The following is an 11,415-nucleotide window of genomic DNA, read 5'->3' as shown; positions in this document are numbered from 1 at the left end:
TATTTACATTGCATTGTTAACTGGATCACTTCATTCACCAGTTAACGTTGCAATCTCATGACATTACGCGCGCTCAGCCCAGCACCGCCGTTCCCAGTCGGCAGGTACAGCAGCGCCGCCCTTGTTCATCAAACACCACGATTTCCCAGCTCTGGCTTTGCCGCCCCAGATGCAGCGGCTGACAGACACCGCGCACCTTGCCCTGCGAAACCGCCCGGTGATGAGTGGCATTGAGTTCTGTGCCGACGATACACTGCCCGTCGCGGGTCATCAGATAACCCGCCATTGACCCTAACGTTTCGGCCAGCGCCGCCGATGCCCCGCCGTGCAGTAAACCAAACGGCTGATGCGTGCGGGTATCCACTGGCATTTCCGCCTCCAGCACATCATCACCGAGTCGGGTGTAGATAATGCCCAGATGCGCCACCATCGTGTTCTGGCTGGTGGCATTCAGTTCGTCGAGCGTTAAGTGGCGTTTCCAGATCATCATTACGCTCCCAGCGTGGAGCCGCCGTCTACCACGATGTCCTGCAACGTAATGTGGCTGGCCAGATCGGAGGCGAGGAATAAAATGGTGTTGGCAATCTCCTGAGGTCGGGCAATCTTGCCCAGCGGAATGCCGAGCTTAAACTGCTCACCAAAGCCGCGAATACGCTGCTGCTCCGCATCTTCACGGACCCACAGCGTGCGCTGCATGTCGGTATCCGTGGAGCCGGGTGACACCAGATTACTGCGCACCCCACTGCCCGCCAGTTCCAGCCCGACGGTCAACGCCAGACTTTTCAGTGCGGCCTTCGATGCGCCATAGGCGCTCATGCCGATGCGCGGCGTATGGGCGGCATCAGAAGCCACGGTCACTATCGCCCCGCCCTGCTGACGGCGAAATTGCGCCATCGTCTGCTGGAACAGATTAAAGGCACCGCCGACGTTAACCGCAAACGTCTGCTGCCAGTCATGCGAGCTCAGCGCGTCAGTCGCGCCCATGCGTAAAATCCCGGCAGCGTTCACCAGCACGTCCAGCCGTTCGGTATGCGCCAGCACACGCTGACAGACCTCAGCCACCTGTCCGGCATCCGCCACGTCCATCACTTCAGTGGTAAACGGATAATCCTGCAAAGCGAACTCACAGTCGAAGCCCGTGACCTGCGCCCCGGCCTCGACAAACGCCAGCGCCGTCGCGTAACCAATACCTTTACCCGCGCCAGTGACCCACACCGTTTTGCCACGAAAATCAAATCCGGCCATTAGCGCACCTCGCGGGAAAGCAGTGCCCACCAGGCATCAATGGTCGGTTTTTTCGCCAGCATCACAAAGTCGATATCGCCATGCACTTTACGCCAGCGCGCCGCCAGCGCCATCATCCGCACAGAGTCCAGACCGTAATCGATCAGGTTCTCGTCATCCATCGGTTCATCGGACTCATCGAGCAGCGGTAAAACCAGCGCCCGCAGTTCATCTTTGCTGGCCGGAACCGGCGCAGGCAGTAGCTCCTGAGTCATCACAACGCGACCTGAACGTCCCGCAACATACTTCAGCGACATGAGGTGTTCCTCACGGCTGAAATCAGCCAGCGCATCCGCCACCATAAACGGCTTGATATCGCGCATAAAGGCGTCCGTCGCCGTGGTCATGCAGCCGATGTGCGCATACACCCCGGTGATAATCAACTGGTCACGGCCGGTTTCTTTCAGCATCAGTTCCAGCGGAGAACGGTGAAATGCGCTGTAGCGCCATTTCACCAGCACGTTATCGGCTTCATCCGGTGCCAGCGCGGCGACCACTTTTTGCTGCTCCGGCGAGCGCGTCAGTCCTGGCCCCCACATGTCGTTAAGCAGGGCGCGATCGTCGTCGCTCTGATCTTTCGGCTGTGCGGTGTAATAAACCGGAATGTTGTGCGCTTTACAGTAACTGCGCAGGGCGGCGATATTGGCGATCACCTGCGCCATCATCGGACAGTTTTCCCCCCAGAAGCTGACAAAGTAGTCCTGCATATCGTGAATCAGCAGCGCCGCACGCTCTGGATCAAACGACCAGTTGACCTTATTGACCGGAATATCGAGCGCGGTTGGCAGTGCGTAAGCCTGCAGTTTAGGAATTGCCATTGCGTGTTCTCCTTCAGGCCGAACGTGTTGCCAGCCACTGACGTAATTGTTTTTTATCGACTTTACCGACCGGGGTCAGAGGCAGCGCCTCAACGGTTTCCACCCGGTCCGGTAACTTGAATTCAGCGACGCCCTGCTCACGCAGGAAACGGCGCACCTGTACCGCGCGTAGCGGTTCTTTTACCACCAGATAGGCGCAGCTTTTCTCACCCATCAGCTCATCTTCCATACTGACCAGCGCCGCATGGATCACCGCCTGATGGCGCAGTAACAGGTTTTCGATCTCTTCCGCCGCGATCTTCTCGCCACCACGGTTGATCTGATCTTTCTCCCGTCCCTGAACGGTGATGTAGCCATCTTCGTCGATAGCGATCAGATCGCCCGAGCAATAGAAACCGTTGGCGTCAAAGGCGCTGGCGTTATGCTGCGGACTTTTGTAGTAGCCACGAAAGGTGTACGGGCCGCGCGTCATCAGCCGTCCCGTCTCGCCCTGCGGCAACGGATTGCCATCGGCATCCGCCACCCACACTTCATCATCCGGGCACATCGGACGCCCCTGGGTATTGATGATTCGCTCCGGGCTGTCGTCGAGACGGGTATAGTTCACTAAACCTTCCGCCATGCCGAAGACCTGCTGCAACTGGCAGCCAATTTCGGCCGGGATCCGCGCCGCCAGCGAGGCAGACAGGCGCGCACCGCCAACCTGTAACAGCTTCAGCGAAGCCAGTTGCGCGTTGCTGCCCCACTCGTTAATCGCCTGTAGCCACAGGCTGACCGCAGGCGGCACCAGCGCCGTCGCGTTAATCTGATGTTTTTCAATCAGCGGGAAGCACAGCGTGGCGCTCGGATCCGCTGCCAGTACCACGGTGCCACCGGCGAGAAACACCCCCAGCGAACCGGGTGAACTCATGGCGTAGTTATGCGCAGCCGGGATCGCACATAAAAACCGCGTGTCGGCAGTGAAGTGACAGATTTCATTACTGCGGCGTACGCTGTAGTAATAGTCGTTGTGGGTTCGCGGGATAAGCTTCGGCGTCCCGGTCGTGCCGCCGGAGAGCTGGAAGTAGGCCACCTCATCCGCAGGCGACGGCGTGGCGACAAACGCGTCTGCTGGCTGACGTATCGCTGCTTGCAGGCAATGCTCACCGCTGTCATTAAGCAAATGCACCACCCGTATCGCATTGTGCTGCGTGATAAAGGCGTTCAGAAAGTCATTGTCGGCAAACAGCGCGTGCTGACGATCGGCAATTAGTAGCGCAGGTTCAATTTGCGTCGCATACGCGGTAAGTTCAGTGCGTTGATGGCTGAACAGGGCGAGAACGGGCGCGACGCCAAGCTTCAACAGCGCAAAGAAGGTGATGTACAACTCCGCCACGTTGCCCAGTTGCACCAGCGCGGTTTCGCCGGATTTGATCCCCTGACGGCGCAGCGTACAGGCGAGGTTGTCCGCCGCATGGTTCAGTTCACGGTAGCTCAACTGGCGCTCGCCCTCGATGACCGCCGTATGGTCGTTTTCTGCATGGCGGGTCAAAATGTCCGTCAGCGGCAGATCCTGCCAGTAGCCTTTTTCACGGTAACGACGGGCAAATTCGTCAGGCCACCGGGTGAAAGGAATGCTCATCATCGCTCCTTAATGCAATCCAAAAACGTTCAACATAGTGGAGAGTTTGACGCCGGTTTCACGCCACTCTCCCACCGGCGAAGAGGCCGGGACGATCCCTGCGCCTGCAAACAGCCGCACCTGGTTTTTACGTAACGTCGCACAGCGGATGGTCACCACCCATTCACCGTTACCTTCTGCATCACACCAGCCGACGATGCCACCAAACAGTTCACGATCGAACGGCTCCAGTTCAGCAATCAACTGTTTCGCCGCCTGATGCGGGAAGCCGCTCAACGCAGGCGTCGGGTGTAGCAGGCAGGCCAGCGTCAGGGCGTTTTCTCCGGCATTGGCTTTTCCTTCAAACGGCGTACCGAGGTGCCAGAGCGTTGGCGTGGTGATGAGCTGTGGAGAGGACGGTAGTTGCAGATCCTGACTGCGATCGCGCAGCACGGCTTTCATCGCCTGCGTAACCAGCTCATGCTCGTGGCGATCTTTCTCAGAAGCCAGTAGACGGTTTCCAGCTTCCCGGTCCAGCACGTCATCTGGCTGACGACGCGCGGAGCCCGCCAGCGGCAGTGAACTAAAGCGGTCGCCTTCTTTACGCAGCAGCAGCTCCGGGCTCGCGCCGAGCAGAACGCCACCATCGCACAACGGGACATGGAAGTTGTAACTAACCGGGTTTTGCGCCACCAGACGTTCAAGCAGCGCACCGCTGTTGATCTCGGCATCGGTGGTGATATCAATCAGTCGCGACAGCACCACTTTGTCGACTTCCGGCGTCGCCGTCAGCGCGGCGGCGCGCGCGACCATCTCTTCAAACGTATCCTGTTCTGGGATCGCTTTGCGCGCCCTGACGTTCAGCGTCTGATGGTCGGTAAAATAACGTGATGATTGTTGTTTTTCCTGGCGAGAAAAGGTCTGCCAGCGTTCGGGAATAAACAACGATGATGGCTGTCGGGTGTCGAACGGAATCGCCCCCACCATGACCGGGTTTGCAATACCCTGCGCGTTGGCATCGGCGAACATTTTTTGTAATTTTTGTTGGAAGGGGCTGTCTGGCGAATCACCGTTCACGGCAGGTTCATCGAAGCGGGCGAAACATCCTGACGTCGTAAAGCTCCGATACGGCGACATAAAGAAAAAGCGATGGGGTGCAAGTGTTGCCATGGTCTGCTGAACTTCCTCGGCCAAAGACGTATCCATATCATCCTCCAAAAATGATAAAGGTTTTAATAATGATTATCATTTATATTTTCGGGCGCTAACCTAAAAGCAAACAGACGACATGTCAACTCTTGAGGTAGCACAAAGTGCGACTAACGCTTGCATCCCTTACGCTTAATAATGAAAATGAGAAGCATTAATAACTCAGCACAGGAACTGATTTGTGAGACTGCCTTCCCTGCCCGGCCTGCTTATTGCGCTCTTCGTTTTCGGATTCTCCTCAGCCCACGCCGCGGACTGGCCGCGTCAGGTGACAGACGTTCGCGGCAATCACACGCTGGAACGCAAACCTGAACGCATCGTCTCTACCAGCGTTACGCTCACCGGTTCATTGCTGGCGATTGATGCGCCGGTGGTCGCCAGTGGAGCGACAACGCCAAACAACCGGGTGGCTGACGATCAGGGATTCTTGCGTCAGTGGGGCGATGTGGCAAAAGCGCGTAAGCTGACCCGCCTTTACATCGGCGAGCCGAACGCCGAAGCCGTGGCAGCACAGATGCCCGATCTTATTCTAATTAGCGCGACCGGTGGCGACTCCGCGCTGGCGCTGTACGATCAGCTCTCCCCTATCGCCCCGACGCTTGTCATTAATTACGACGATAAAAGCTGGCAGTCGCTGCTGACGCAGTTGGGCGATATCACCGGGCAGGAGAAACAGGCTGCCGCACGTATTGCTGAATTTGATAAGCAACTGACCGTCGTTAAGCAGCAACTGACGTTGCCGCCGCAACCAGTGAGCGCGCTGGTTTACACCGCCGCGGCCCACAAGGCCAACCTGTGGACGCCAGAGTCCGCGCAGGGCAAAATGCTGGAGCAACTCGGCTTTACGCTGGCAACGTTGCCAGACGGGCTGCAGGCCAGTCAAAGCCAGGGAAAACGTCACGATATTATTCAGCTTGGCGGTGAGAATCTGGCAGCCGGGCTGAACGGCGAAGCGCTGTTCCTGTTTGCCGGCGACGAGAAGGACGAACAGGCGATTTACGCCAACCCTCTGCTGGCGCATCTGCCGGCGGTACAAAACAAGCGCGTTTACGCTCTGGGCACCGAATCTTTCCGCCTGGATTATTACAGCGCGATGCGAGTGCTCAACCGTCTCTCCACGCTGTTTTAATCGCCATTGCCGGATAGCGGTTAACCCCTTATCTGGCCTGCCTCACATCATGCCGGTTCCGGCGGCGTCTGCCGGAATCGACGTAACTCGCTGAGCAACAGCAACAGCAGCAGCCCCACAATCACCAGGCCGAAACCGCTGACGCTCGCCGAAGCCACCGGCGTCATGACCGCCCCTAAACCACCTAACAACGCCGCACCAATGGCATCACCGGTGACGTTCTGCGCTGTCCACAGACCGTTGATGCGCCCTAACATATTTTCCGGCGTCTGCGTTTGCAGCATCGTGTACTGCAATAGCGAGCTAATGGCGCTCAGCCAGCCGAACAACGCCAGGCAAACTACGCCTAACCCCCAGACGGGCATCAGGGCAAACAGGCCAATCGCCAGAAACGACCCCACGCTCGAGGCCAGCATGATTAATCCCGGACGCACGCTGTGCGCCAGTTGCCCGCTGGTGAGCGCGCCAACCGCCGCCCCGAGCGGGATAGCGGCGTACAACATGCCAATCTGCGCCGCCGACATCTGCCAGTTAATGGCCAGCGCCGGATAGAGCACACGCACAGCGCTTGCCATCGTCAGCAGGCCGCCAAGCAACGCAATACCGCCGATCAGCGGACTGCCAAGCAGGAAGCGAAACGCCGCCAGCAGCGATTTCAGTGGATGTTCTCGTTGCTGCGGTGGCGGCGGCAGCGCCGGAAGGCTCAATAAGGGCAGTAAGGTGATAAAAGTACCCGCCGCCGCCAGACCGTAGTTCCAGGCCACGCCGCCGGTGGCGAGCAGCAGTCCGCCCAACATGGGCGAAATCACCGAGCCCAGACGTACGGTGAGCATGGTAATCGCCCCTGCCTGCATCAGGTTTTCACGCCCCACCAGCGCAGGTGTCGCCGCCAGCAACGCCGTCACGCCCAGCGAGGCAAAAAAGCCGTCCCACAGGCCCAGCAGATAAATGGCGATCAATGAGGGTTCTGGCAGCATGGCGTTCAGGCACAGGCCGATGAAGCCAATGCCGCAGGTGCCGCGCGCCAGCAGGATCACTTTTTTGCGTTCATAACGATCGGCCAGCACGCCGCCGACCATCAGCCCGACGAACATCGCGCTGCCGGTCAGCGTTACCGAGAGACCCACCTGCCAGGTGGAATGCGTCATCATCTGGATCTGTACGGGGACTGCGACGCCGAGCAGTCCGAGGGAGACGATAGAGATAAAACGGGCCAGGAAGACAGCGCGAAATGCCGGGTGTGTCTTCAGCAAACTGAGGTTGAGCAGCCAGGATTGTCGATTCATTACAACGCCTTAATGCGATCTTTTTTTCATTATCCATTCAATGGCTGCACATGCTAACATAATCAAATAAGATCGATAACGATAATTACTATCATTATCAGGGAAGTTGATATGTCATGTTCTGTTTCCGTGACGCGTGCCATTGCCGTGCCCGGATTGTTGTTATTACTGGTTATCGCCACGGCATTAAGTCTGATCATCGGCGCAAAATCCTTGCCCATCTCCGTGGTTGTGGAAGCACTTACCGGTACCTGTCAAAGTGCCGATTGCACCATCGTGCTGGATGCCCGCCTGCCGCGAACGCTGGCAGGCCTGTTAGCGGGCGGTGCGCTGGGACTTGCCGGGGCGTTAATGCAAACGCTCACCCGCAATCCGCTGGCCGATCCGGGTCTGCTTGGCGTTAACGCCGGAGCCAGTTTTGCCATTGTGTTGGGCGCGGCGCTATTCGGTTTTTCCACACCGCAGGAACAACTGGTGATGGCCTTTACCGGCGCACTGGCGGCATCGCTGGTTGTGGCATTCACCGGCAGCCAGGGCGGCGGTCAGTTAAGTCCGGTGCGTCTGACGCTGGCGGGCGTCGCGCTCGCCGCCGTTCTGGAAGGTCTCACCAGCGGTATCTCCCTGTTAAACCCGGACGTCTACGATCAGCTTCGTTACTGGCAGGCCGGTTCACTGGATATCCGCAATCTGCAAACGCTCAAAGTGGTTATGGTGCCGGTGCTGATTGCCGGCGCTACCGCGCTGATGCTCAGCCGGGCGCTGAACAGCCTGAGCCTGGGAAGTGATACCGCCACGGCGCTTGGCAGCAAAGTCGCACGCACGCAGCTCATCGGCCTGTTAGCCATCACCGTCTTGTGCGGTAGCGCCACGGCGATTGTCGGACCGATCGCGTTTATCGGCCTGATGATGCCGCATATGTCGCGCTGGCTGGTTGGCGCCGATCATCGCTGGTCGCTCCCCGTGACGCTGATCGCCACTCCTGTTCTGCTGCTTTTTGCCGATATCATTGGCCGCCTGATTGTTCCCGGCGAGCTGCGCGTGTCGGTAGTGAGCGCCTTCATTGGCGCCCCGGTGCTGATCTTTCTGGTTCGTCGTCGTCCGCGAGGTGCCGCATGATGTACGTATCGCGCCGCCTGCTGGTAGCGTGTCTGATGCTGACGGTCGGCTGCCTGCTCTTCGCGTTATGGGGCCTGCGTAGTGGTGCAGTGGCGCTGGAAATCCCACAAATTATTGCCGCCTTAACCGGCGATGCGCCACGCAGTCTGACGATGGTCGTGACCGAATGGCGCCTGCCGCGCGTGTTGATGGCGCTGCTGATTGGCGCTGCTCTTGGCGTCAGCGGGGCAATTTTTCAGTCTCTGATGCGCAACCCGCTCGGCAGCCCGGACGTGATGGGCTTTAACACCGGAGCCTGGAGCGGCGTGCTGGTCGCGATGGTGCTGTTTGGTCAACATCTGACGGCTATCGCGCTGGCGGCGATGGCTGGCGGTATTCTGACGTCACTGGTGGTCTGGCTGTTGGCCTGGCGCAACGGTATTGAAACCTTCCGCCTGATCATTATCGGCATCGGCATTCGCGCCATGCTGTTTGCCTTTAACACCTGGCTGCTGTTGAAGGCCTCGCTGGACACCGCGTTGACCGCCGGATTGTGGAACGCCGGATCGCTAAACGGCCTGACCTGGGCGAAAACCTGGCCTTCTGCGCCAATCATTATTCTCATGCTGGCAGGAGCCGGGCTGCTGGTGCGCCGCATGCGTCTGCTGGAAATGGGCGATGACAGCGCCTGTGCGTTAGGTGTCAGCGTGGAGCGCTCACGACTTGCCATGATGCTGGTCGCTGTCGTGTTAACCGCAGCGGCCACCGCACTGGCCGGACCAATTTCCTTTATTGCGCTGGTTGCCCCGCATATCGCCCGTCGCCTGAGCGGCACCGCGCGTTGGGGATTAACTCAGGCCGCGCTCTGCGGCGCGCTGTTACTGCTGGCAGCCGATCTGTGCGCGCAGCAACTGTTTATGCCTTATCAGCTTCCGGTGGGTGTGGTCACCGTGAGCATCGGCGGTATTTACCTTATCGCTTTGTTAATTCAGGAGTCCCGCAAAAAATGACCGAATCAGTAGCCCGTTTGCGTGGCGACCAGCTAACGCTGGGTTATGGAAAATTCACCGTTGCCGAAGACCTCAACGTCACCATTCCCGATGGCCATTTCACGGCCATTATCGGGCCAAACGGCTGCGGGAAATCGACGTTGTTGCGGACCCTCAGTCGGCTGATGACGCCAGCAAACGGTCACGTCTGGCTGGACGGCGAGCCTATCCAACGCTACCCGAGTAAAGAAGTGGCTCGTCGTATCGGCCTGCTGGCACAAAATGCCACGACGCCGGGCGATATTACCGTACAGGAACTGGTGGCGCGTGGACGCTATCCGCATCAACCGCTTTTTACTCGCTGGCGCAAAGAAGATGAAGATGCCGTGACGCAGGCAATGCGCGCTACCGGCATTACGCATCTGGCCGGTCAAAGTGTGGATACGTTGTCCGGTGGTCAGCGTCAGCGCGCATGGATAGCGATGGTGCTGGCGCAGGAAACATCGATCATGCTACTCGATGAGCCGACCACCTGGCTGGATATCAGTCACCAGATTGATCTGCTGGAATTACTGAGCGAACTGAACCGCGAGAAAGGCTACACCCTCGCTGCCGTGCTGCATGACCTTAATCAGGCCTGCCGCTATGCCACCCATTTGATCGCGTTGCGGGAAGGAAAAATTGTCGCTGAGGGGGCGCCGAAGGAAATCGTCACAGCGGAATTGATTGAGAAAATCTATGGGTTACGCTGCATGATTATTGACGACCCGGTGGCAAACACACCGTTGGTGGTGCCGCTGGGCCGTCGTTAGCCGATCGCCGGAAGGTACTGAACCCTCCGGCCGTCAGTCAAACCAGACGTTCACTGACAGTGGCGCCATTCCTTTTATGCGCTGCCATCGCATGATGGAGAAGTACGCCAGCGCAGGCCACGATCCCTCCCATGATAGCCGCCAACACGACCACGATCATTTTACCCGGCCCCTGTTTCCTCACCGGTAATGATGGCTCAAGCTGGTATTTGAACGGCGAGAATTTCACGTCGTGAATATCGACGGATTCCAGTTGTTCAACATAGTACTGCCGGTTTTTTAATTCAGCATTCAGTTCAGCCACATCCGTCACCGATTTTTCAATTTCCAGCTTTCGCTGGATCCCATCGGCGCCCAGAGAAATAGAAAAATCAGGATCGTCTTTTACCGCCTGGCCATTACTGTAAACCGGTTTTTTAATTCCGGCAGCATTAGCAATCTCAAGTGAATAATTGAGTCGTTGAATATTTGTTTCCAGTTGATTTTTAAGTTTTACACGGTCCAGCGCCAGACGTTCTTTCTCAAAACGGGTTTTAACCTCCAACTGATTGCGGATATTTTCCAGTGAATCCTGCACGACAATATCAGAAATAAACTGGATATATCCCGCCAGCACCTGCTGCGCCTCTTCTTTGGTCGGTGCCGTAAAACTCAACGCCCAGGACGTATACAATGCCGTTTCATTTTTCTTTCCGGCATTGCTGTCCACTGCTTTCATTTTTTCGCTCAGCGCGACAACGGCCCGATGCAGGTCCAGTTCATTGATTTCCGCTCCTTTTAATTGTTCCATTACATACGGAGATGAACGTAAATATTGTTCCAGCAGCGAGGACGACTGGAATTTCTTGATGAAAAGATTGAAGATGTTATTACTATCGACACTGACATCAAGGTCCAGAACACGTAATCCCGTCAGTGTTCTTCGCAGATCCTGCCACTGGATTGACTCGGCTGGCGTCACCATCGCTTCGCTGGTCCAGCGCTGCGGTAAAAAGAACGTGACGAATAACCCCATAAACGCGAACGCAAGCGCGCAAGCAATAATGCGTTTTTTAACCTGCCATAAAATAGCAATCAGGTTTAATAAATCGATTTCATTATTCTGAATATGCGGCAACGGAAAGCCAGTCAATTCCGTATTTTTATCCTGCTTAACTTTAAGTGACGGCATACAGTACGTCCTGTTGCAAGTT

The 11,415-nt window shown here is 57.2% G+C and carries 11 protein-coding genes; 4 read left to right on the top strand and 7 right to left on the bottom strand.

Going from position 1 to position 11,415, the window contains the following annotated elements; genetic code table 11:
• Positions 1 to 73 precede the first annotated feature (73 nt).
• Genes entH through entC form a run of 5 tightly spaced genes read right to left on the bottom strand, consistent with a single transcriptional unit; the run spans position 74 to position 4,908 of the window.
• Positions 74 to 487: a proofreading thioesterase EntH gene (entH, locus tag F384_RS02640; RefSeq protein WP_046497662.1), complete on the bottom strand. Its 414-nt coding sequence runs from the start codon at positions 485 to 487 to the stop codon at positions 74 to 76.
• A gap of 2 nt (positions 488 to 489) precedes the next feature.
• On the bottom strand, positions 490 to 1,245 hold the full coding sequence (entA, locus tag F384_RS02635) for a 2,3-dihydro-2,3-dihydroxybenzoate dehydrogenase EntA (RefSeq protein ID WP_046477227.1): 756 nt from the start codon (positions 1,243 to 1,245) through the stop codon (positions 490 to 492).
• Positions 1,245 to 2,102, bottom strand: a complete 858-nt coding sequence (locus tag F384_RS02630) for an isochorismatase (protein WP_046477225.1) — start codon at positions 2,100 to 2,102, stop codon at positions 1,245 to 1,247. The genes entA and F384_RS02630 overlap by 1 nt, the downstream gene beginning before the upstream one ends.
• 13 nt (positions 2,103 to 2,115) lie before the next feature.
• On the bottom strand, positions 2,116 to 3,723 hold the full coding sequence (gene entE, locus F384_RS02625; RefSeq protein WP_046477224.1) for a (2,3-dihydroxybenzoyl)adenylate synthase EntE: 1,608 nt from the start codon (positions 3,721 to 3,723) through the stop codon (positions 2,116 to 2,118).
• Between the two features lie 9 nt (positions 3,724 to 3,732).
• Positions 3,733 to 4,908, bottom strand: a complete 1,176-nt coding sequence (entC, locus tag F384_RS02620) for an isochorismate synthase EntC (protein ID WP_046477222.1) — start codon at positions 4,906 to 4,908, stop codon at positions 3,733 to 3,735.
• 190 nt (positions 4,909 to 5,098) lie between these two features.
• On the opposite strand from entC, the gene fepB reads away from it, so the two are divergent.
• Complete coding sequence (gene fepB, locus F384_RS02615; protein ID WP_226991654.1) at positions 5,099 to 6,040, top strand: Fe2+-enterobactin ABC transporter substrate-binding protein; 942 nt, start codon at positions 5,099 to 5,101, stop codon at positions 6,038 to 6,040.
• A gap of 47 nt (positions 6,041 to 6,087) precedes the next feature.
• Here the strand turns inward: fepB and entS are convergent, their stop codons facing one another.
• Positions 6,088 to 7,326: an enterobactin transporter EntS gene (gene entS, locus F384_RS02610; protein WP_046477219.1), complete on the bottom strand. Its 1,239-nt coding sequence runs from the start codon at positions 7,324 to 7,326 to the stop codon at positions 6,088 to 6,090.
• A 111-nt stretch (positions 7,327 to 7,437) separates the two neighbouring features.
• Between entS and fepD the strand changes: the two genes are divergently transcribed.
• From fepD to fepC, 3 genes are read left to right on the top strand one after another with little or no spacing between them, the layout of a single operon-like run.
• Positions 7,438 to 8,442, top strand: a complete 1,005-nt coding sequence (gene fepD, locus F384_RS02605) for a Fe(3+)-siderophore ABC transporter permease (protein WP_046477217.1) — start codon at positions 7,438 to 7,440, stop codon at positions 8,440 to 8,442.
• On the top strand, positions 8,439 to 9,431 hold the full coding sequence (gene fepG / locus F384_RS02600) for an iron-enterobactin ABC transporter permease (RefSeq protein WP_046477216.1): 993 nt from the start codon (positions 8,439 to 8,441) through the stop codon (positions 9,429 to 9,431). The genes fepD and fepG overlap by 4 nt, the downstream gene beginning before the upstream one ends.
• Positions 9,428 to 10,222 carry an iron-enterobactin ABC transporter ATP-binding protein gene (gene fepC / locus F384_RS02595; RefSeq protein ID WP_046477214.1) on the top strand — a complete coding sequence of 265 codons (795 nt, stop codon included), beginning with the start codon at positions 9,428 to 9,430 and terminating at the stop codon, positions 10,220 to 10,222. Before fepG ends, fepC begins: the two co-directional genes overlap by 4 nt.
• 37 nt (positions 10,223 to 10,259) lie before the next feature.
• Here fepC and wzz(fepE) read toward each other — a convergent pair whose 3' ends face one another.
• The gene (gene wzz(fepE) / locus F384_RS02590) at positions 10,260 to 11,393 is read right to left on the bottom strand and encodes an LPS O-antigen length regulator Wzz(fepE) (RefSeq protein WP_046477213.1); all 1,134 of its coding nucleotides are present in this window, start codon (positions 11,391 to 11,393) and stop codon (positions 10,260 to 10,262) included.
• Between the last annotated feature and the right edge of the window lie 22 nt (positions 11,394 to 11,415).

The sequence above is a fragment of the Citrobacter amalonaticus Y19 genome, from assembly GCF_000981805.1.
In the GTDB taxonomy this organism is placed as follows: domain Bacteria; phylum Pseudomonadota; class Gammaproteobacteria; order Enterobacterales; family Enterobacteriaceae; genus Citrobacter_A; species Citrobacter_A amalonaticus_C.
The sequence above is the reverse complement of the archived record's forward strand: the minus strand, read 5'-3'. Positions and strand labels throughout refer to the sequence as shown.